This is a genomic window from Mucilaginibacter boryungensis (assembly GCF_015221995.1).
Taxonomy (GTDB): Bacteria; Bacteroidota; Bacteroidia; order Sphingobacteriales; family Sphingobacteriaceae; genus Mucilaginibacter; species Mucilaginibacter boryungensis.
In genome coordinates this window covers 2,597,160-2,618,603 of record NZ_JADFFM010000001.1, presented here as the reverse complement: position 1 = coordinate 2,618,603, position 21,444 = coordinate 2,597,160, and the positions used below count along the sequence as shown (strand labels likewise).

The 21,444-nt window shown below is 42.9% G+C and carries 17 protein-coding genes; 12 read left to right on the top strand and 5 right to left on the bottom strand.

All coding sequences use genetic code 11. From position 1 onward, the window contains the following. Window positions 1-252 precede the first annotated feature (252 nt). The 3 genes from IRJ18_RS11015 to IRJ18_RS11005 all read right to left on the bottom strand — a co-directional run bounded on the left by IRJ18_RS11015 (window position 253) and on the right by IRJ18_RS11005 (window position 2,869). Window positions 253-1,137: a UbiA-like polyprenyltransferase gene (locus tag IRJ18_RS11015; RefSeq protein WP_194106255.1), complete on the bottom strand. Its 885-nt coding sequence runs from the start codon at window positions 1,135-1,137 to the stop codon at window positions 253-255. A gap of 86 nt (window positions 1,138-1,223) precedes the next feature. Continuing rightward, window positions 1,224-2,363, bottom strand: coding sequence for a carboxypeptidase-like regulatory domain-containing protein (locus IRJ18_RS11010; protein ID WP_194106254.1), 1,140 nt, complete (start codon window positions 2,361-2,363; stop codon window positions 1,224-1,226). Between the two features lie 14 nt (window positions 2,364-2,377). Beyond that, window positions 2,378-2,869: a YajQ family cyclic di-GMP-binding protein gene (locus IRJ18_RS11005; RefSeq protein WP_194106253.1), complete on the bottom strand. Its 492-nt coding sequence runs from the start codon at window positions 2,867-2,869 to the stop codon at window positions 2,378-2,380. Window positions 2,870-3,068: 199 nt separating this feature from the next. On the opposite strand from IRJ18_RS11005, the gene ppk1 reads away from it, so the two are divergent. The 8 genes from ppk1 to IRJ18_RS10965 all read left to right on the top strand — a co-directional run bounded on the left by ppk1 (window position 3,069) and on the right by IRJ18_RS10965 (window position 12,187). Then, on the top strand, window positions 3,069-5,123 hold the full coding sequence (gene ppk1, locus IRJ18_RS11000) for a polyphosphate kinase 1 (RefSeq protein WP_194106252.1): 2,055 nt from the start codon (window positions 3,069-3,071) through the stop codon (window positions 5,121-5,123). Next, a complete protein-coding gene (locus tag IRJ18_RS10995) occupies window positions 5,120-6,007 on the top strand; it encodes a Ppx/GppA phosphatase family protein (RefSeq protein ID WP_194106251.1) in 888 nt (295 codons plus the stop codon). Before ppk1 ends, IRJ18_RS10995 begins: the two co-directional genes overlap by 4 nt. 164 nt (window positions 6,008-6,171) lie before the next feature. Further along, on the top strand, window positions 6,172-6,744 hold the full coding sequence (locus IRJ18_RS10990) for a UbiX family flavin prenyltransferase (protein WP_194106250.1): 573 nt from the start codon (window positions 6,172-6,174) through the stop codon (window positions 6,742-6,744). A gap of 214 nt (window positions 6,745-6,958) precedes the next feature. After that, window positions 6,959-8,293 carry a tetratricopeptide repeat protein gene (locus IRJ18_RS10985; protein ID WP_194106249.1) on the top strand — a complete coding sequence of 445 codons (1,335 nt, stop codon included), beginning with the start codon at window positions 6,959-6,961 and terminating at the stop codon, window positions 8,291-8,293. A gap of 136 nt (window positions 8,294-8,429) precedes the next feature. After that, window positions 8,430-9,749, top strand: a complete 1,320-nt coding sequence (mtaB, locus tag IRJ18_RS10980; protein WP_194106248.1) for a tRNA (N(6)-L-threonylcarbamoyladenosine(37)-C(2))-methylthiotransferase MtaB — start codon at window positions 8,430-8,432, stop codon at window positions 9,747-9,749. A gap of 29 nt (window positions 9,750-9,778) precedes the next feature. After that, entirely contained in the window at window positions 9,779-10,954 is a 1,176-nt protein-coding gene (locus IRJ18_RS10975) for a prolipoprotein diacylglyceryl transferase (RefSeq protein ID WP_194106247.1), read from the top strand. Continuing rightward, the gene (locus IRJ18_RS10970; protein ID WP_194106246.1) at window positions 10,954-11,442 is read left to right on the top strand and encodes a GtrA family protein; all 489 of its coding nucleotides are present in this window, start codon (window positions 10,954-10,956) and stop codon (window positions 11,440-11,442) included. The genes IRJ18_RS10975 and IRJ18_RS10970 overlap by 1 nt, the downstream gene beginning before the upstream one ends. Continuing rightward, a complete protein-coding gene (locus IRJ18_RS10965) occupies window positions 11,402-12,187 on the top strand; it encodes an inositol monophosphatase family protein (protein ID WP_228072696.1) in 786 nt (261 codons plus the stop codon). Before IRJ18_RS10970 ends, IRJ18_RS10965 begins: the two co-directional genes overlap by 41 nt. A gap of 194 nt (window positions 12,188-12,381) precedes the next feature. Here the strand turns inward: IRJ18_RS10965 and IRJ18_RS10960 are convergent, their stop codons facing one another. Together IRJ18_RS10960 and purB are read right to left on the bottom strand one after the other, a co-directional pair. Next, window positions 12,382-12,933 (bottom strand): NifU family protein, encoded by a 552-nt coding sequence (locus IRJ18_RS10960; RefSeq protein ID WP_194106245.1) that lies wholly within the window; start codon window positions 12,931-12,933, stop codon window positions 12,382-12,384. Between the two features lie 210 nt (window positions 12,934-13,143). Further along, window positions 13,144-14,484 (bottom strand): adenylosuccinate lyase, encoded by a 1,341-nt coding sequence (purB, locus tag IRJ18_RS10955; protein ID WP_194106244.1) that lies wholly within the window; start codon window positions 14,482-14,484, stop codon window positions 13,144-13,146. Between the two features lie 173 nt (window positions 14,485-14,657). On the opposite strand from purB, the gene IRJ18_RS10950 reads away from it, so the two are divergent. The 4 genes from IRJ18_RS10950 to IRJ18_RS10935 all read left to right on the top strand — a co-directional run bounded on the left by IRJ18_RS10950 (window position 14,658) and on the right by IRJ18_RS10935 (window position 21,313). Then, window positions 14,658-15,272, top strand: a complete 615-nt coding sequence (locus IRJ18_RS10950; RefSeq protein ID WP_194106243.1) for a TetR/AcrR family transcriptional regulator — start codon at window positions 14,658-14,660, stop codon at window positions 15,270-15,272. An 81-nt stretch (window positions 15,273-15,353) separates the two neighbouring features. Further along, on the top strand, window positions 15,354-16,715 hold the full coding sequence (locus IRJ18_RS10945; RefSeq protein WP_194106242.1) for a TolC family protein: 1,362 nt from the start codon (window positions 15,354-15,356) through the stop codon (window positions 16,713-16,715). 34 nt (window positions 16,716-16,749) lie between these two features. Continuing rightward, the gene (locus tag IRJ18_RS10940; protein ID WP_194106241.1) at window positions 16,750-17,853 is read left to right on the top strand and encodes an efflux RND transporter periplasmic adaptor subunit; all 1,104 of its coding nucleotides are present in this window, start codon (window positions 16,750-16,752) and stop codon (window positions 17,851-17,853) included. 25 nt (window positions 17,854-17,878) lie between these two features. Further along, complete coding sequence (locus IRJ18_RS10935; protein WP_194106237.1) at window positions 17,879-21,313, top strand: efflux RND transporter permease subunit; 3,435 nt, start codon at window positions 17,879-17,881, stop codon at window positions 21,311-21,313. Window positions 21,314-21,444: the final 131 nt, after the last annotated feature.

Sequence of the window (21,444 nt, the reverse complement as noted above, 5' to 3'; positions counted from 1 at the left end):
GAGGAATTTTAACAAAATTTTGCACCCTTTTTTGGTGGTAAAAAACATTATTAAAACGACTTTCGCAAACTCTGATTATTTTAACTTTTCTCTGGTTTTTTCATTTCAACTTTCGCCGACTTACGCATTTTTAGCGATTTTTAGCGTAACGTGTTGTGTGACAGTGGTATTTTAGATAGGTATTAACTGACAACCTTGTGCCACCAACAGCTATTTAAGTGATGGCTAACTTTGTTGGATGATAAATGTTGCTCAAAACCCTTTCCCCAAATGCTCCCAAATATGGATCACAAACATTCTGTCCAGTAAGAACAGGCTGGCAAATACTACGCTGGCAATGCCGTTGGTGGTCATGAAAGCGAAATTTACGCGGCTCAGGTCGTTAGGTTTAACCAGCAGGTGCTGGTAGATGAGCATGGCGCAAAAGAAAACGATGCCGATATAATAAAGTACCCCGACAGTGGTAAAAAACACCGGCATCACAATAAACGCTGCCGACAGCACATGCAAAAAAGTAGAAAGGTGCAGGGCATTTACCTTACCCAGCCACGATGGGATAGAATGCAGGTTCTCGCTGCGGTCAAAGTCTTCATCCTGCAACGCATAAATGATATCGAAACCGCTTACCCAACAAAGTACCGATAATGAGAAAAACAGGGGTAGTAGCTGGAATTCGCCGGTCACCACCAAATAAGCGCCGATAGGGGCCAGGGACAAGCCCAACCCTAATACCAAATGGCACAGCGCCGTAAAGCGCTTAGTAGCGCTATAACCCAACACCACCAGTAAAGCCACCGGCGATAGGTAAAAGCATAGCGGATTGATAAACCAGGTAGCCCCAATAAACAGCAGGCAGTTAATAATTGTAAAGATAAGCCCCGCTTGCGGACTGATGCGCCCGGCGGGTATGTCGCGCTGTTTGGTGCGCGGGTTCTTAGCATCAATATTTCTGTCCAGGTACCGGTTAAATGCCATCGCCGAATTGCGGGCAAACACCATGCATAGCACCATCAGTACCAGTTGCTGCCATTTAAAAGTATGGTTGGTAGTAGTCACCGCCAAAAAGAAGCCAATAAAGGCAAACGGCATAGCGAATATGGTATGTGAGAAGGTAACTAACGAAAGATATTTTTTCATTTAAACTGAAATAGTTTACAAATGTAATAATTTCTATGCAGCGCGTAATAAACTGAATAACCACAGGCAGGCGGATCTGGTCGGGTTTATTTTTCTGGTAATTGATAATCAACCGGCAGCAGATCGGCCATACGCAGGGTAGCCCAATATCCTTCAAAAGTGTTGCTTTCAGGATTAAGTACTACACCATTATTATCAAAAAAAGCATAAGGTAAGTTATAAGTGATGATGGTGCTGCGGCCTTTTTTATCGGTGATCATTAAACAATCCTGGTACCCGATAGCGAAAATCCCTTTGCGCTCGGTCCGTTTAATGTAGTCAGTTATTGAAAGAGGCTTATTTATAAGTGTTTGATTATACATGGGCATGCCCGATTTAGCCGACCAGTTTGCTATCGAATCCTGGATAGCCGGGGTTTGCAACTGGCTTCTGAAATAGTTGATCTTAGCTTTTATTAAACTATCAGTGGGTTTGCCCGTAGGTTTCCTGATTAGCCTGTTAACCACAAATCCATCTTCTTCAACCTGGTTAGCTATGCAGGCACGATAAAAGTGCATGTCGGATCCCAGGTAAGCTTGCGCCCGATTTTTAAGCCAGCGTTTTTGCTGTGATGCTTTCCCCGGTAATTCTTCAAATACTGACGAGCCTGTGTAGAAAAGATAATTTCTATGTTGATCTTTAATGAAAGAGGCGAGCAGGTATTTAATGCGGTACCCTAACGCTTTGTTTTCAATGATAATAAAATCGGTTGTGCTGGCGGTAAGTTTGCCGGTGCTTTTATCAAAATCCAGGTCCAATATTTCAGGATTTAATATTTTGCAAGCTTTTGAATTTTCAGATCTCCCTAAAAATTCATCAGTAAATATACGTACGTACCTTTCGCGGCTTGGGTCGTATTTTATTGTTACCTCTTTCAACTCCGTAGCCCGGGGGATGAGCTCAATTGCTGCAAGATGAATTGCCGTGCCATTCACCAGCAATGTGGTATGAAAAGCTTCAAACCCAACGCAGGTCACCACAAGATCGTACTGCCCGTTTCTAACGTTGGTAAGCGTAAAACTACCATCGTCGTTTGTTTTGCCACCTACGCTGGCATTGCTTAAAAATACGCTCGCATCGGGTACGGGTTTGCGGCTGTCTTTATTAATAATATTGCCGCTAATGCTGGTTTGAGCAAATAACAGGTTAGGAAATAGCAGCAATAGAAGTATAATGTTCTTAAGCATTATCGCCCCGCTGCCTAATTTCTCATATTAATATACTGCAATGGCTGCCCGAAATCTTCGGTGCGGCACAGGCTGATTACCGCCTGCAGGTCATCTATCTTTTTGGCTTGCACGCGTACCTGGTCGTCCATTATCGAGGCTTGTACTTTCAGTCCGCTGTCTTTTATCTTTTTAACTATCTTTTTGGCAGCCTCTTTATCAATCCCTTCTTTAATGGTGATCTCTTTGCGTATCATGTTGCCCGATGCATATTGTTCCTTGCCAAAATCAAGCGCTTTGGGGTCAAGTTGTTGCTTTACCATACGGCTGATGATGGAATCGGTAATGGCTTTCAGGCGCATGTCGTCTTCAGTTACAATGGTAACCATGTTGGTTTTTTTGTCCAGGTCTATAGTGCTTTTCGATCCGTTGAAATCATAACGGTTCAAAATTTCTTTTTTCGCGGTATTAATGGCATTGTCGAGCGTCTGCCCGTCAATTTTGCTTACAATATCAAATGATGGCATGTTGATTGGTTTTGTGTTGTAAAGATAATGATTGCGTATTAAACAAAGGTTTTTATGAAAGCTTTATACGGCAAATGATCAATAAAGGATTTATATAACGCCTCAATCTGTGTAAACAAAAACAATTAACTTAATATTATCTTAACAAATAAATAAGCAGATTTGCTGTACCAGCGATTTAGCTTGCATCATATCAACTATGCCTCATCAGCGTATACCATTAATTAACCGGGAGATCAGTTGGCTGTACTTTAACGACAGGGTGCTGCAGGAAGCTGCCGACCCCACTGTGCCGCTGATCGATCGTGTCCGTTTCCTGGCCATTTTTTCATCAAATCTCGATGAGTTTTACCGGGTACGCGTGGCTACGTTAAGCCGCCTGGCTAATTTAAACGAGAAGGCCAAAGAGGTTTTGGGCTACAATCCTAAAAAACTGCTGAACCAGATAAAAAACCTGGTGATAAAGCAGGAGCATAAGTTTAACAACCTGTACGAAAATATTATTGTTAAGCAATTAGCCGATGAAAAGATCTTCCTGATTAATGAAACACAGTTAAACGTTACCCGTGGTACTTTTGTAAAAAGCTATTTCAGGGAACGCCTGCTATCAAACCTTGTACCGGTAATGCTGGATGCGCATTCGCCATTACCCGAACTGCGGGACCGCTCTATCTACTTTTTTGTAAAGCTGCGCAAAAACAAAAAGACCAAATTGGCGCTGATGGAAATACCCGATACCGTGCCCCGGTTTTTGGTACTGCCCGAAACTAATAACCTGAAGTTTATTATCCTGCTGGATGACATTATCCGTTATAGCCTGGAGGATGTGTTTTTTATTTTCGATCATGATAGTATCGAGGCCTATTCTATTCAGCTTACACGCGACGCGGAACTTGACCTTGACCAGGAGGTAAGCGAGAAGTTTATAGATGCCCTGGCTAAAAGTCTGCAAAAGCGTAAAAAGGGTAAGCCCATGCGTTTACAATACGATGCTGCTATGCCGACCGATATGCTGGACTTTTTGGTAAGCAAAATGGGCTTGGGTAAGGATAGCCTGATACCCGGCAACCGGTATCAGAATTTTAAAGATTTTATTAAGTTCCCCAATGTTGGCAGGCCTGACCTTGAATATGTAAAATACCCATCGCTAACGGTTGATGACCTTACCTTTGGTAAAAGCCTGATGGCGTCTATCGCTAAGCGCGATTATTTGATCAGTACGCCATACCAATCGTTTGATTATGTGATACACTTTTTGCGCGAGGCCGCTATTGATCCCAAAGTGAAAGAGATCAGTCTGTCTGTTTACCGCCTGGCCGAAAATTCGAGAGTGATACACGCCTTGATAAATGCCGCCAAAAACGGTAAAAAAGTGAATTGCCTGGTTGAATTGCGCGCCCGTTTTGACGAACAGAACAATATACAGTGGAGTAACAGGCTGGAAGAAGAAGGCGTAAAGGTGATCTACGGCCTTCCTGGTTATAAAGTGCACAGTAAAATATGCCTGGTTACCCGGATAGAGAAGGGGAAACCGGCTTATTACGCCACCTTATCAACAGGTAATTTTAACGAGAAAACCGCGCAAATATATGCCGATCATACGCTGCTTACGGCCAGCAAAAGGCTTACCGGCGATTTGGTACATGTTTTTAAAGCAATTAACAAAAGTGGTTTACCACGCGATTTGAAGCACCTTATTGTTTCGCCGATAGATTCCCGTCCGGCTATCTACAAATTGATAGATGGGGAGATAGCCCATGCAAAAGGCGGAAGAAAAGCCTATATGATATTAAAGATGAATAGCCTGGCCGATGAGGGAATTATTGCCAAACTGTATGCCGCAAGTAACGCGGGGGTTAAAATTCAAATTTTAGTACGCGGAATGTGTTGCCTGGTGCCCGGTATTAAAGGCGTAAGCGAAAATATTACCGCTATTAGTATTGTAGATAAATACCTGGAACACGCCAGGGTGCAGATATATGGTAATGGCGGCAACGAACTGATCTATCTTACCTCGGCTGATTTTATGACCCGGAATATTGATAACCGGGTAGAAGTTGGGTTTCCGATATACAACGAGGAATTGCGCAAAGAGATAAGGGATATTATCAATATTCAACTGCAGGATAACACTAAAGCCCGTGAAATCAATGCAAGTAACACCAATAAGTACCATAAAACCAAAGCCGCGGTGCTAACAAGGGCGCAGCTGGATATTTATAATTACCTCAAAAACAAAAACCCTAAAAGTTGAGATACGCAGCAATTGATATAGGCAGTAACGCGGTTAGGCTGCTGATAGCGGAAATAAACGAAAGCAATGGCTCGGCATCGTTTAAAAAAAACACGCTGATACGCGTGCCATTGCGCCTTGGGGACGATGCCTTTTTAAATCAATATATATCTGATAAAAAAGCTGCCGATCTGGTAAAAACCATGCAGGCCTTTAAAAATCTGATGGATGTTTATAAGGTGACCGATTATCGCGCCTGCGCCACATCGGCTATGCGCGAGGCGAAAAACGGCGCCGACCTGGTGCGCATGATAAAAGACAATGCCAATATAGATTTGGAGATTGTGCACGGCGAAGTGGAGGCGAACATCATATATTCAAGCCATATTGAACAAAATATAGATAAGAGTAAAGACTATCTGTACATTGATGTGGGGGGCGGCAGTACCGAATTGTCTTTATTTTCTGAAGGTGAGATGATCGCATCGCAATCTTTCAACCTGGGTACCATACGTATACTGGATAACCAGGATAAAGATGAAACCTGGGAGGAAATGAAAGAGTTTTTGCGGATGCATACCAAACACTTTAAAAACTTATCGGGCATTGGTACGGGAGGTAATATCAATAAGTTATATAAACTGGCAGAAGAAAAAGAAAACAGCCCTATGTCTTTTGCTAAGTTGAAAGCCTTATATCATTACCTCAACTCGTTTTCGTTAAAAGACAGGATAAATGTGCTGGGCCTGAACCATGACCGTGCCGACGTAATTATCCCCGCCTGCGAAATATATCTTAGTGTAATGAAATGGGGCGGCATCAAAAATATTTATGTGCCAAGTGTAGGTATGGTTGATGGGATTATCCAAACATTGATAGAAAAAAACATTGCGAAAAACGGATGAAAAAAAAGTAAAGTTTTTGTTAATAAAATAAAAATTGTTAAGTACCTTTGTAATGCCCTCTCAAAGGGTATGTTTTTCATAGGTAGATGTAGGGTCGAGTACTTGTATTCGACCCTTTTTTATTCCTGTTAATTTTGTTGGGATTGTAATAGTTGTAATTGATAATGATAGGTAAAAAAATAGTGATTGCGGTTACCGGTGCCAGCGGCGCCATTTATGCCAAACTTTTACTGGATAAATTACAACAGCTGGATACACAAATAGCCGGGGTTGGTGTAGTGATGAGCGATAATGCCCGCCAGGTTTGGCAGCTGGAACTGGGTAACGAAGACTATAAAAATTACCCTTTTAAGTTTTACGATAAGAACGATTTTATGGCGCCTTTTGCCTCGGGTTCGGCACAGTTTGATACCATGGTTGTTGTGCCCTGCAGCATGGGCACCCTGGGCCGCATTGCTACAGGTATATCTAACGATTTAACTACACGGGCCGCCGATGTAATATTAAAAGAACGCCGCAAGCTGATATTGGTGGCCCGCGATACGCCGTTGAACCTGATCCATATCCGTAATATGGAAACTATAACCCTGGCGGGAGGTATTATTTGCCCGGCGGTGCCATCTTTTTATAGTAAACCCAACACTGTGGAGGATGTGGCTATGACCGTGGTAAACCGCGTTATTGATTTAATGGGGTTGGAAAACGATAGTTACAGATGGAATAAGGATAATAATTAGGGGCGATCCATTTTTAACCAGCTAAAAGACATTATTGCTGCCATTACAAGGCGGTAACGAAAGGACGTTTTTGTTATTAATTAATTATGTAATGCGAAATTGGAATTCAAATTCTAAATAATAACTATATTGTGGGGATTTTTCACCCATGTTAAAACCTTTTCATTTAATTATTGTTTGCTGGCTGGTTTGCGTTATACCATCTTGCCGGCAAATGCCTGAAAATGACTCTAAAGCCAACAATCACGCCGGCGCTGTTAAGGACAGTTTGGAAATTAAAGAACTGATCGCCAAAGGCAATAAATACACCTCATCACATAACGACTCTCTTCCCACTATCGCCTGGCAACTGGAGAGTATAAGCCGTTTTAGAAATAATGGGGAAGGGCTTGTTTACGCCGGGATATTTAAAGCTAAATATTACTGGATGGCTACCAACTATACTGCAGCCATGAAGGTAGCTTTACAATCACTGACCGATGCCGAAAAATGGAACGTACGCGGCCCGGTTCCAGATCTGTACGCTATTATGGCAAATATCCATAAAGAGAATGGAAATTATCCCGCAGCATTTCAAGATTGTATTAAAGGCCTTAAGGAAGCGCGGATCAATCACGACACTACTAATATTATCTCGCTGATGGGTTTAAACGCGATGTTTACCCATGGCTATTACCGCAAAAACGGCAATTACAAAAATGACCACACCAGCTTACAGTTAGAGCTGGATGCTTTGAAAATAGCAGAATCGAGCCCCAAATATGAACAAATGCGCATCCGCTTTTACGATAATATTGCGCAAACATATAAGGAAAATAAGGAATACAGTAAAGCGCTGTTATATGCCAACCAGGCGGTAGCCCTGGCTAACAAATACCATCAGCCACGTTCATTAACTTATGCTTACAACTGGTTGGGCGAATCCTATTATTATATGGGCCAGCACGATAAAGGCATTGATTATTTAAAACAGGCTATTGCTGTATCGCGACAATTGAAACAACCCTATCGCGAGATGGAAATATACGAAGCAATGCACTGGTGCTACCTTTCGTCGAAAGATTACGAACCTGCTATAGAATGCCTGCGACGATCATTTACCATGCGCGATTCGTTACAAATTGCCATGAACGAAAAACAAGTGAGCGAAATGCAACTGAAATATAATTCGGGCGGCAAGGATAAACAAATTGCTTTGCTGGGGCAGGTCAGTCAGTTAAAAAGTCAAAAAATATTGCGCATATCGGTAGCCATGGTATGTTTTGTCATACTCATGTTTGTTATTCTTTACCAGTACTATACCATCCACCGCTACAGTCGGAAAGTGGAAAAAAGCAACCAGGAATTAAACGCCGCGATGCTGAAAATAGCACACATTCAATCGCACCAGATCCGCAAGCCGCTGGCTTCAATATTGGGGCTAATGAATATTATTAAAGGCAATAATTATGTTGCCGATAAAGAAGTATTGCAAAAGATGGACGAGGTAGCCAACGATCTTGATGAACGTATCCGCGACGTGATTAAAGCCACCGAAGTTGGTTCATGACCTCAGATTTTAATGTTCAAATCCGGGATGCTTCAATTATAGCCGTAACTTTTGATAGTACAATGTCATTAAACCCAAAATCGGAATTCAGAAATCCGAATTTCTAACTAAATTCCTTACCTTTGCAGCCTTTAAAATGAATAAGAAAGTTGCATTTTATACTTTAGGCTGTAAGCTGAATTACTCGGAAACGTCCAGTATTGGCCGCTTGTTTGCGCAGGCTGGTTACCAAACAGTTGAGTTTACCGATACGCCCGATGTATATGTGATCAACACTTGTTCGGTTACCGATAATGCCGATAAAAAGTGCAAAAAGGTAGTGAAAGAGGCGTTGAAGGTATCACCTAATGCTTACGTAACTATTGTAGGCTGCTACGCACAACTTAAACCAAAGGAGATTGCTGAAATACCCGGCGTTGATATGGTTTTAGGCGCTGCCGAGAAATTTCAGATAGTCGACATTATCAATGATTTAACTAAAAACGCTAAGGCCGTGGTTTATAATCAGCCGGTGAGCGAGGCAAATCAGTTTATTTCGGCTTATTCATTTGGCGACCGTACCCGCACTTTCCTTAAAGTACAGGATGGCTGCGACTATTCATGTACGTTTTGTACTATACCGCTGGCCCGCGGCGCAAGCCGAAGCGATACTATTGAGAATGCGGTTGAACAGGCTAAGCAGATAGCAGCATCGGGCGTAAAAGAAATTGTACTGACCGGCGTTAACCTGGGCGATTTCGGTATCCGCGATGGTGAGCGTAAAGATAAGTTTGTTGATTTGGTGAAAGCGCTGGATGGGGTGGAAGGTATAGATCGAATCCGTATCTCCTCTATTGAACCCAACCTGCTTACCGACGAAATTATTGAGTTTGTAGCGCAGTCAAAACGCTTTGTGCCGCATTTTCATATCCCATTACAATCCGGAAATAATAAAATATTAGGGTTAATGCGCCGCCGTTACCGCCGCGAGTTATATGCCGAGCGGGTAGCTAAAATAAAACAACTGATGCCCGATTGCTGTATTGGTGTAGATGTGATCGTTGGTTTCCCCGGCGAAACCCGCGAGGATTTTATTGATACCTACAATTTCCTGAACGGCCTTGATATATCCTACCTGCATGTATTTACTTATAGCGAGCGTGAAAATACCCCTGCGGCCGAAATGGAAGGCACTGTTCCGGGCAGCACCCGTGCCGAGCGCAGTAAAATGCTGCACATACTAAACGATAAAAAACGCCGTGCCTTTTACGAAACGCAATTAGGTCAGCAAGCCGAAGTGCTGTTTGAGGGCGATATTAAAGACGGCTTTATGCACGGCTTCACTCGCAACTACGTAAAAGTAAAAGCCAAGTACGACCCGGTACTGGTTAATGAGGTGAAACAGGTACAATTAACAAATATTTCATCAGACGGCGACGTGGAGATAACCGAAGCTGTGGAAATATTAGTACATTAATTAATATATTCGCTGTAAATTATTTACTGATGTTTCCAACCCTTTCGTCGCTTATACAATACTTTACCGGGAAAGATATACCGCTTCCGTTTCAAACGTTCGGCTTTTTTGTGGCCCTGGCTTTTATGGCCGCCTATTGGGCTTTCGGCCAGGAATTTAAGCGCCGGGAAAGGCTGGGCGAGATACACCCGTTTAAACGGACAGTTATTGTAGGTAAAGCGCCATCATTTGCCGAGATATTTGGTAATGCCGTATTCGGCTTTATCATAGGCTATAAATTAATTGACGCAGTTTTAAACTACAGCGCTTTAATTGATAATACACAGGATTTTATATTATCAACCCGGGGCAACTGGAGCGGCGGGGTGGTTTTTGCCATCATATTTGCTTACTGGGCTTATTATGAAGCAAAAAAACAGGCCTTACCTGAACCAAAAAAAGTTGAGGTGACCGCACACCCTTACGAGTTATTAGGCAGCATTTTATTATGGGCGGCTGTTTTTGGCTTTGCCGGCGCCAAGCTTTTTAACGCTTTAGAGAACTGGGACGATTTTATGAAAGACCCGGTAGGCATGCTTGTCGGCTTCAGCGGACTGACCTTCTATGGCGGTTTGATCTGCGGTGGTGCAGCAGTACTATATATTGCCAACAAGCACGGCATTAAACCGCTTACCATGCTGGATATTGGCGGGCCGGGCATGATGCTGGCGTACGCCGTTGGCCGTATAGGCTGTCAAATGTCGGGCGATGGCGATTGGGGAATACCCAGCAATTTAGCGTCGAGACCGCATTGGTTAAGCTGGACGCCGGATTGGATGTGGTCTTTCAATTTCCCGCATAACGTTAACGGGGTCGATCATGATAATCACCTGCCTAACTGTGTAGGCAAATTTTGCTACGCGCTGAAGGAAGCAGTTTACCCAACTTCTTTTTACGAGTGTGTAATATGCCTGTTGCTATTCATCTTTTTATGGCAGATACGGGATAGGATAAAGGGTCCGGGTAAATTCTTCGGTATATATTTAATATTGAATGGGATAGAACGCTTCTTTATTGAATTGATACGTGTGAATACCAAATACCACGTAGCGGGTATTCCATTTACTCAGGCCGAGCTAATATCGCTGATATTGATTTTAGCCGGTATAGGTTTAATTATAAACGCATCGCGAACGCGTCATCATAAAAAAACTGCCAAAGCCTAATGCCGCAATCGTTAATTAAGCGTTTATCAAAAAACCAGGTAGCCAGGTTTGTTTTGTCGGCAGGTCTGGGTTTTTTAGTTGATATTATTTGTTTTTATCTGTTTTATCACAATATTTTCGAACAAAAGTATTACAACGTGTTCAATGCGCGTTTACGCAATTTTACCTTATCGCTGGCCGTATCATTCTTTGCCGGCGTAATGGTAAATTTCCTGATGACACGCTACATTGTTTTCACTGAATCCAAAACAAGTTTCTCTAAACAATTTTTTAGGTTTACGGCGGTTGCTGTTATTGGGTTTTTCGCCAATCAATTTTTGCTGGAACTTGCCGTGAATGACTTGAATATGTACCCGCCGCTTGCGCGCCCGCTGGCCGCGTTAAGCTTATTTTTTGCCAGTTTTTTTATCCATAAAGCATTTTCATTTAGTTTATCCTTACGCCATCATGCTGGAACAGATACTGAACCAAGTAGTAGTAATATCTAAACAAGCCGGGGCTTTTATCCGGCAGGAGCGCGCTAAATTCGATCCTGATAAGATTGAATATAAAGGCCTGAACGATATGGTTTCTTATGTAGATAAAACCGCCGAGCAGATCATCGTATCTGAACTGGAGAAGGTATTGCCCGAAGCGGGTTTTATTACTGAAGAAAAAACCAAAACCACTGTAGCCGAGCGCTATAACTGGATCATCGACCCATTGGATGGTACCACTAATTTTATCCACGGCTTGCCCTGTTTTTCGGTAAGTATTGCGCTAAAGGAATACGACGAACTGGTTTTGGGTGTAGTGTATGAAGTAAACCTGGACGAATGTTTTTATGCCTGCAAAGGACAGCCGGCCTACCTGAACGGAAAAGAGATCCGCGTAAGCAACAAACCTAAAATAGCTGACAGCCTGCTTGCGACTGGTTTTCCGTATTACGATTTCAGCAAGCAACCGGCTTATATAGCACTGTTCACTGAATTGATGAAAAGCTGCCATGGCCTGCGCCGTATAGGTTCGGCCGCGGTTGACCTGGCATATACAGCCTGTGGCCGTTTCGAGGCTTTTTATGAATACAACCTTAATGCATGGGATATTGCCGCGGGTGTGGTAATCGTACGTCAGGCCGGCGGCGACGTAGTGAATTACAAAGGTGGCCAGGAGGTGATGGAAGCAAGGGAGTTGCTGGCTACTAATGGAAAGATAACGGGGGAGTTGCTGGAGACTATTCAGAAGTATTTCTAAACCCATATGTCATTGCGAGGAGCAGCGAGGCTGGGTGCATAAGGGTGACGCGGCAATCTCGTAGTTTGATTTGCATGCTACGAGATTGCCGCACTATCGCTCGCAATGACAGAACTTTATAAAACGAAAAGAGCCGCTCATTGCGGCTCTTTTCGTTTTATAACTAATCTCTAATTAACTAATCTCTGTCCCAATTACATTGCTTCACTCACTACTTCAGTAACCTCTGGCACCATGCGTTTAAGCAGGTTCTCGATGCCCGATTTCAACGTGATGGTTGATGACGGGCAGCCGCTGCATGAACCACGCAGCTCTACAGTTACCACACCATCGTTAAATGATTTATAGCTGATAGCGCCGCCATCCTGCTCAACCGCCGGGCGAACGTAATCATGCAGTATTTGCTGTATTTTAACTTCGGCGTCGGTACCTTCAAAAGCTACGTCTTCAGCTTGTTCTTCAGCTTGTACTTTCAGTTCGCTTTCAACCGCGCCTTTAACAAATTCTTTAACAATGGCCTCAATATCGTTCCATTCCACACCTTCGGTTTTAGTAACCGTTACAAAGTTGCTGGCAAAGAATACCCCGTTTACAAACGAGAATTTATATAATTCCTTAGCAAAAGGAGATTTTTCGGCGCTTTCTTTAGTAGGGTAATCCACACTGCCATTGATCAGCAACTTGTTCACAATGAACTTCATGGTTGCCGGGTTGGGTGTCGATTCGGTATATACGTTGATATTCATGACGGTACAATTTTATAGTTAACAAATGTAAGCAGGTTTTTGATTGAAAGTAGTACGCTTGTTTGTTTTGACCTGTGTATGACTTATAAGACACCGCAACTACCACTACGTCATGCCGAACTTGTTTCGGCATCCCATCAGAAGGTCAACTGTGTTTATAGCTATGCATGTGAGATGCCGAAACAAGTTCGGCATGACGCTGATTTATACTTACACCCCCGTATAATTCCCCGGCGTAATCGCTTTCAATTCCGCTTTTACCGCATCACTTACGTTTAAAGTTTCCACAAATTCAGCAATGGTGGCGGCGTTTACCTGCGTGTTGGTGCGGGTGAGTTCTTTTAAAGCCTCATATGGGTTAGGGTAACCTTCGCGGCGCAGTATGGTTTGGATAGCCTCGGCAACTACCGCCCAGTTGGCTTCCAAGTGGGCGTTGATAGCGCTTTCATTCAGTAATAATTTATTCAGTCCGCGCAGGGTCGATTTAATAGCGATGAGCGTATGGGCTACTGGTACGCCAATGTTACGCAACACAGTACTGTCGGTCAAATCGCGCTGCAGGCGGGAGATAGGTAGTTTTGCCGCTAAGTGTTCAAACACCGCATTGGCAATACCCAGGTTACCTTCCGAGTTTTCAAAATCTATTGGGTTAACCTTATGCGGCATGGCCGATGACCCTACCTCGCCGGCTTTTATTTGCTGCTTAAAGTAGTTCATGCTAATATAGGTCCACATGTCGCGGTTAAGGTCTATTAATATGTTGTTCACGCGTTTCAGTGCATCGCATTGGGCGGCAAAGTTATCGTAGTGCTCAATCTGGGTGGTATATTCCGAACGTGTCAAACCTAATTGACCATTCACAAATTTATCCCCGAAAGCCTTCCAGTTAATTTGCGGATAGGCAATATGGTGGGCATTGAAATTACCGGTTGCCCCACCAAATTTAGCTGATGCGGGTATTAACTGTAACGAAGCCAGTTGTTTTTCCAGGCGTTCAATAAATACCCTGATCTCTTTCCCCAACCGTGTCGGCGATGCCGGCTGACCGTGGGTGTGGGCCAGCATAGGTACCGCTTCCCATTCGTTAGCACGCTGGGTTAAAGCGGCTAACAAGCTGGTGATGGCGGGGTAATACACATCCAGCAAGGCCATTTTAAAGCTGTAGGGGATGGCGGTGTTATTAATATCCTGTGATGTTAAACCAAAGTGGATAAACTCTTTGTATTCGGCCAGGCCTAATTCGTCAAACTTTTTCTTAATAAAATACTCAACCGCTTTTACATCGTGGTTGGTGGTTTTCTCTATCAGTTTAATGCTTTCAGCATCTTCGGCCGAAAAATTTTTATAAATATCCTGTAACTTTTCTTTTAAACTTTTATCAAAATCCCGTAGCTGCGGCAGCGGGTGTTCGTACAATGCTATAAAATACTCTACCTCAACAAACACACGGTATTTTATCAGTGCGTATTCCGAAAAGTAATCCGATAGTTCAGCAGTTGCGTTGTGGTAACGTCCGTCGACAGGAGAGATGGCCAATAATGGCGTAAGCATCGTCATATAGATAAAAGATAAGTTTTTGCAAAGATAACTTTTAGTGAGGAAGTCCGAAAGACAAAAGGAATTTGCGGATTACCGGACTTTCCGGCTTTCGGTCTGCAAAATGTAATTTTGCATGGAAACTTTGAAATCAAAAAATGTTTCCTTAGTTTTGACCCTGTAAGTCAATGAGTCAAAAAGAAAGAATATTAGCAGGTAGCCTGGAGCTTTTTTTCCGCGCAGGAATTAAAAGCGTAACCATGGATGATATTGCCAAACATTTGGCTGTATCAAAAAAAACTATCTACCAGTTTTTTACAGACAAAAATGAATTGGTAATTGCCCTTGTAAAGCAGCGGATGGCCGAGGACGAACAGCAAATGCTGGAAATAATGCAGAAATATGACAACGTGATAGAGCAGTTGCTGGAGATGATGAAATGTTCGGAAGAGATAGCGGCGCGCGCCAATCCTATCCTGATGTACGATCTGCAAAAGTATCATCCTGAAGGTTGGGAACTGGTGCAGCAATTTAAATCGAATGTAGTATTGCAAACGTTGGAAAACTTGCTTAAACAAGGGAAAGAACAAGGCTACATCAGGCCCGAAATAGATGTGAAGGTAATAGCACGCATGCGGATGAACCAGGTAGAAATGGGTTTTAACACGGCTATTTTTCCACCGCACGAATTTAGCCCCTGGGCAGTGCAGCAGCAGTTTTTAGAGCATTTTAACTACGGCATTTGTACGCTTGAAGGATATAAACTATTAGAAAAATATAAAAATGTGAATAAACAAGATTAACTGCTGACATAGGGTTGTCGCAACCGGGTTGCAGTTTTGCTACAACAATAAACATAGTACACATCACAATATATACATTACATGAGAAAAATAGCAATAACATTAATGTGCAGCTTTGTTTTGCTGAAAGGCATGGCACAGCAGGCACCACCCAATAAGCAAACGCATAACTTTAGTTTGCAGGACTGTATTAATTATGCCTATGAACACCAGGATTCGGTGAAAAATGCTAAGCTGGATATATTAAGCGCCGATCAAAAAGTGCGTGAAACTAAAGGCCAGGGCTTACCCCAGGTGAATGGATCTATATCGTTTCAGGATTTTTTAAAAGCCCCCGCAACAGTAGGCCCTAACTTTTTAAGTGGTGCCCCTATTGATCCTAACGCGCCATTAATCCAGTTTCCTTTTGGCGCTGTAAAGTATAATAATACTTATGCTATACAAGCCAGTCAATTACTGTTTAGTGGAACGTTTTTAGTAGGATTACAGGCCGTAAAAACTTACAAAGAACTATCTGAGCGTAATTTAAACCGTTCGCGTATACAAACTAATATAGCGGTAACTAAAGCTTATTATCAGGTACTGGTAAGTAATGAACAGGTAAAACTGCTTGATGCCAACATTAACCAATTGAAACAACAGGTAAATGAAACCACTCAGCAAAACAAGCAGGGTTTTGTAGAGAAAATAGATGTTGACCGGCTAAACGTGCAATACAATAATCTGGTAACCAATCGGGATAATGTACAGCGCGCGCTGACATTAAATTATGCCATGCTGAAGTTTCAAATGGGGATGCCAATAGGTGATGAACTGATGCTGACTGATAAATTGTCGGATATTAACCTGGAAAGTGCTGCGTTGGAAAATAGTGTGGATACTACCTTTTATCGTAACAGGATAGAGTATCAATTATTGGAAACAAATAAAAAACTAAATGAACTGGATGTAAAGGCTAAAAAAGCAGACCTGTTACCTTCTATTGCAGCAGTTGGCGGTTACTCGGCTGTATTTCAGGAGAATCACACGCGCTATTTATACAACCATATGTATCCAAGCAGTTATATTGGTCTTAATATCAATATACCTATTTTTAGTGGCTTTCAGCGCGATGCACGAGTGAAACAATCTCAGTTTGAAGTGCAAAAATCGCAAAACATGTTAAACAATGCAAAAAACGGGCTTACCCTGCAAGCCACTGCTGCACGCGTAAGTTTTGTTAACAGCTTGAACTCGCTTAACAATCAAAAACGTAACCAGGCATTAGCTAACGAAGTATTACGGGTTTCCAAAATAAAATATGGCCAGGGCGTAGGGTCGAGCCTTGAAGTTACCCAGGCGCAAACAGCTTTAGAAACATCGGATAACGAATATATACAAGCTTTGTATGATGCGCTAATTAATAAAGTTAACCTTGACCAGGCTTATGGTCGCATTAAATAACATTTACCTGATCACACATAAACACAACAACATCATGAAAAAAATATTATACATATCAGCAGCAATGGCTTTGGCAGCTTGCAGTCAAAAACCTAAAGACTATAAAGCGCAATTAGCCGACCTGAAAAAACAACAGGCAGATATTACTGCCCAGATTGGTAAGATAGAAGCCGAACACCCTGCGCCCGATTCATCAAAAGTTACGGACGTGAGCGTCGCCGAAGTAAAAACGCAAACGTTTACTAATTATGCCCAGATACAGGGTAAAATTGATGCGCAGGACAACGTAACAGCTTACCCGCAAATGCAGGGTACTATTACCAACATTTATGTAAAAGCCGGTCAGCATGTGGGCAGGGGCCAGGTTTTGGTACAATTAGACAATAGCGTACTAAGGCAGCAAATAGCCCAGGCCCAGGCACAATTAAGCCTGGCCAATACGGTTTATCAGCGCCAGAAAAACCTGTGGGATCAAAAGATTGGTACTGAGGTGCAATTCCTGCAAGCTAAAACTAATTATGAAGCCGGTCTGAAACAAGTAGCCGCCCTGCGCGAACAATCGGCTATGTATACCATCAAGTCGCCGATTAATGGTACTGTTGACCAAATGGACCTTAAATTAGGCCAGGCAGCCATGCCAGGACAAACCGGTATCCGCATTGTTAATGCAGATTTGTTAAAAGTTAAGGCCGATGTGCCGGAATCCTATTCAGGTTCAATTAACCAGGGCGATAAAGTTAAAGTGCTGATACCTGATGCTAACGACTCGTTAATCACCAACGTGACGTTCGCAGCTAAGGTGATCGATCCTACTTCAAGAAGCTTTGCTATTGAAGTTAAATTGCCGCAGCGCAAAACGCTACGCCCAAATATGACCGCTATTTTAAACGTGGCCAGCTATACCAAAAACAATGCTGTAGTTATCCCTGTGAAGGCTATCCAAAAATCGGAGACCGGCGATTATGTGTTTTTAAATGCAAACGGTATTGCTAAAAAAACAATAGTAAAAGCGGGTGCGACCTACGGCGGCCAAACCGAAATATTATCGGGGCTAAAAGCGGGGGACCAATTGATAACCGAAGGAGCGTCTGATATTGAAGATGGCGACAAGGTGAAGGTTTTAGCGTCTGGTAATTAATTATTAAACATTTGATCTGAACATTATGAAAGATCTTCACAAAGAATTCGGCCCCTCAAGCTGGGCTATCGATAATAAAACCGCTATATACGTGCTCGTATTTCTGATCACGGTATTGGGCTTGGTTAGCTATAATAATTTACCGAAAGAGAACTTTCCGGATATAGCGCAATCAAAAGTGTTTGTTACTACTTCCTGGTTAGGGCAGTCTCCGCAAAACGTGGAAAACCTGGTAACAAGACAAATAGAGAAACAACTGAAATCGCTTAAAGGGTTAAAAAAGGTAACCTCAAACTCGGTACAAAACGTATCTATTATTACAGCGGAATTTCAGGCTAATATTAACATCAAAGATGCTAAGATAGATGTTAAGGACGCGGTTGATAAAGCCAAACAGGATTTGCCGCAAAATGATAACAACCTAAAAGAGTCGGTAATATCTGATATTAACGTTGCCGATTTACCTATTCTTTATATCAACATCTCAGGCGATTACGACCTTAAGAAATTAAAGGAATATGCCGATTTATTGAAGGATGATATAGAAAGCTATAAGGAGATATCGAAAGTTGATGAAGTAGGTGCGCTTACGCCTGAGATACAGGTAAATGTTGATCTGAACAAGATGGCTGCTGCGCAAATAAGCTTTGGCGATATTATAACGGCTATCGGTAACGAGAATATCCTGGCATCTGCCGGTACCATCAAGACCGACGGTATACGCCGCAGTATCGACATTAAACAGGATTTTAAAAATGCCGACGAGGTGAAAGCCATGGCCATCCGCAACCCTAAAGGGCAAACGGTGTACCTGCGTGATATTGCTGAAGTTAAAGATTCGTTTTTAGAGCAGGAAAGCTATGCGCGTTTAAAAACACCTAACGAGCCGAATTTTAAAAACGTAATTACCTTAAATGTAAGTAAACGTGCCGGCGAAAACCTGATCGAGGCTTCGGACAAGATAAATGAACTGATAAAACAGAAACAGAAAACAGTTTTTCCTAAAGGGTTAAACATTACCGTAACCGGCGACCAGTCAGACAAAACACGTACTACACTGAATGACCTGATCAACACTATTGTTATCGGTTTTATTTTGGTAACAGTTATCCTGATGTTTTTCATGGGTACTACCAACGCTATTTTCGTAGCGCTGTCGGTACCGTTATCTTGTTTCATTGCCTTCCTGGTGATGCCGGCTATTGGGTTCACACTGAATATGATCGTGTTGTTCTCGTTCCTGCTGGCCTTGGGTATTGTGGTGGATGATGCGATTGTAGTAATTGAAAACACACACCGTATTTTTGATAACGGCAAAGTACCTATTAAAGAAGCGGCAAAAATGGCGGCTGGTGAAGTATTCCTTCCTGTATTTTCAGGTACCATGACCACCTTAGCTCCATTTATTCCATTAGCATTCTGGAACAGCTTGATAGGGCACTTCATGTTCTTCCTGCCAATTACGCTGATCATTACCTTGCTGGCATCGTTAGTGGTGGCTTATATCATGAACCCGGTGTTCGCGGTTGATTTTATGAAACCACACGTAAGCGGCGAACACGAGCATATGCGTTTTGATAAGAAAACCAAACGCACCACGCTTATTTTAGCAGGCTTAGCCGCATTCAGCTACTTAATGTTTGCTGCCGGTAAATGGACCATGGGCATGGGCAACTTCCTGGTGCTATGTATCTTATTATATCTTTTAAACCATTTTGTGTTGTTAAAGGTGATAGACAGGTTCCAAACCAACATATGGCCTAAATTCCAGGCGTGGTATGCCAAATGGCTTGAACGCGCGGTGCACAGACCGGGCGTGGTATTGGGCGGTACAGTAGGGCTTTTTGTGGTCTCTATTTTATGTACCATGTTTTTGGGCAAAACGCCTGTATTTTTCCCATCGGGCGACCCTAACTTTGCTTATGTATACATAGCCATGCCTATTGGTACCGACCAGGCTACAACAAATGAGGTAACCCGCAAGCTTGAGCAGCGCGTAGCCAAAGTTGTTGAACCCGATAAAGATATCGTATCATCAGTAATATCAAACGTAACCAAAGGTGTAACCGACCCTACTGATGAGGACCAGGGCGACTACGAGAATAAGGGTAAAGTAACCGTGGCCTTTGTTGAATTTGGTAAACGCCACGGTAAGGACACTAAAAAGATATTGCAAAACATCCGTGCTGCCGTGCAAGGCGTGCCTGGCGCGAAAATATCGGTAGCGCAGGAAAATGGCGGCCCGCCGGTACAAAAAGATATCAGTATTGAAATTATTGGCGACAATGTAGACACCCTGGTAGCTACCGGCAACCGGTTGAAAAACTACCTGGCCAAACAAAACATCCCGGGTATTGAGAACCTGGTGGCCGATGTGCAAAGCGATAAGCCGGAAGTTGTATTTGATATAGACCGTGAACGCGCTAACCGCGAAGGTATCAGCAGCGGCCAGATCACCCAAACACTGGGTACTGCTATATTTGGCGCCAAGGCTGGTGATTACCGGAATACTAAAGAAGATGACTATCAAATTAAAGTGAGGGCATTAGAAAGCCAGCGCAGTAATATTGATGAGTTGCGAAATTTGAAGATCACCTATCGCGATATGGCCACAGGCGGTGCAATTCGCCAGGTGCCAATCTCGGCTTTTACCGATGTTCGTTATACAAATACTTATAGCAACATTAAACACAAGCAACAGCGCCGGGTATTAACCTTAGGATCAAGTGTTATTAAACCTTATAACCCTAATGATGTAAACGCCGCAATATTAGCAGCCATCAAAAACTTTAAAAAGTCGGATGATGTGATCATCAGGCAGGGTGGTGGCCAGGAAGACCAGAAGGAAGCGGCGACGTTTTTGGGCGGCGCTTTGCTAACATCTGCGGGTTTAATTTTAATCATATTGATGATCCAGTTTAACTCGATAGGTAAAACGCTGATCATTATTTCTGAGATTGTGCTTAGCATCATCGGCGTGCTTTTGGGTATCAGCCTTTGCGGCATGACCATGACCATTGTAATGACCGGTATAGGTATTATTGCCTTAGCCGGGGTTGTGGTACGTAACGGTATATTACTGGTTGAATTTACCGATATGCTGATAGAGCAGGGGGTAAGTGTGCACGACGCTGTTGTGGAAGCCGGCCATACCCGTATGACGCCGGTGTTGCTAACCGCTACCGCAGCTATATTAGGCTTATTACCACTGGCCGTAGGCTTCAATATCGATTTTGTGGAGATGTTTGCGCACTTTGCACCACACATTCACTTTGGTGGCGATAACGTAGCATTCTGGGGCCCGCTGGCCTGGACCATGATCTTCGGTCTTGGTTTCGCTACTATCATTACCCTAATATTAGTACCATGTATGTACCTGATCAGGGTAAACCTGAAAAACCGTCTATTCGGTAAAAAAGAAAAGAAGGAAATAGCAGAGGCTGAATTAGCTGAAGCTTAAAGATATCTGATCCCCAAAAATCAGCAAGGCCGTTTGATAGCGATATCAGGTGGCCTTTTTTATTGTTTGGTGCTACAGGCCTTAAACAAGTAAGGCCCCTGATGAGCAGGGGCCTTTACTAACCAATTATA

Excerpts from the sequence above, each read along its gene's own strand:
- IRJ18_RS11015 (WP_194106255.1), bottom strand. The coding sequence starts at position 1,137 with ATGAAAAAATATCTTTCGTTAGTTACCTTCTCACATACCATATTCGCT.
- IRJ18_RS11010 (WP_194106254.1), bottom strand. The coding sequence starts at position 2,363 with ATGCTTAAGAACATTATACTTCTATTGCTGCTATTTCCTAACCTGTTA.
- IRJ18_RS11005 (WP_194106253.1), bottom strand. The coding sequence starts at position 2,869 with ATGCCATCATTTGATATTGTAAGCAAAATTGACGGGCAGACGCTCGAC.
- ppk1 (WP_194106252.1), top strand. The coding sequence starts at position 3,069 with ATGCCTCATCAGCGTATACCATTAATTAACCGGGAGATCAGTTGGCTG.
- IRJ18_RS10990 (WP_194106250.1), top strand. The coding sequence starts at position 6,172 with ATGATAGGTAAAAAAATAGTGATTGCGGTTACCGGTGCCAGCGGCGCC.
- IRJ18_RS10985 (WP_194106249.1), top strand. The coding sequence starts at position 6,959 with ATGCCTGAAAATGACTCTAAAGCCAACAATCACGCCGGCGCTGTTAAG.
- mtaB (WP_194106248.1), top strand. The coding sequence starts at position 8,430 with ATGAATAAGAAAGTTGCATTTTATACTTTAGGCTGTAAGCTGAATTAC.
- IRJ18_RS10975 (WP_194106247.1), top strand. The coding sequence starts at position 9,779 with ATGTTTCCAACCCTTTCGTCGCTTATACAATACTTTACCGGGAAAGAT.
- IRJ18_RS10970 (WP_194106246.1), top strand. The coding sequence starts at position 10,954 with ATGCCGCAATCGTTAATTAAGCGTTTATCAAAAAACCAGGTAGCCAGG.
- IRJ18_RS10965 (WP_228072696.1), top strand. The coding sequence starts at position 11,402 with ATGCTGGAACAGATACTGAACCAAGTAGTAGTAATATCTAAACAAGCC.
- IRJ18_RS10960 (WP_194106245.1), bottom strand. The coding sequence starts at position 12,933 with ATGAATATCAACGTATATACCGAATCGACACCCAACCCGGCAACCATG.
- purB (WP_194106244.1), bottom strand. The coding sequence starts at position 14,484 with ATGCTTACGCCATTATTGGCCATCTCTCCTGTCGACGGACGTTACCAC.
- IRJ18_RS10950 (WP_194106243.1), top strand. The coding sequence starts at position 14,658 with ATGAGTCAAAAAGAAAGAATATTAGCAGGTAGCCTGGAGCTTTTTTTC.
- IRJ18_RS10945 (WP_194106242.1), top strand. The coding sequence starts at position 15,354 with ATGAGAAAAATAGCAATAACATTAATGTGCAGCTTTGTTTTGCTGAAA.
- IRJ18_RS10940 (WP_194106241.1), top strand. The coding sequence starts at position 16,750 with ATGAAAAAAATATTATACATATCAGCAGCAATGGCTTTGGCAGCTTGC.
- IRJ18_RS10935 (WP_194106237.1), top strand. The coding sequence starts at position 17,879 with ATGAAAGATCTTCACAAAGAATTCGGCCCCTCAAGCTGGGCTATCGAT.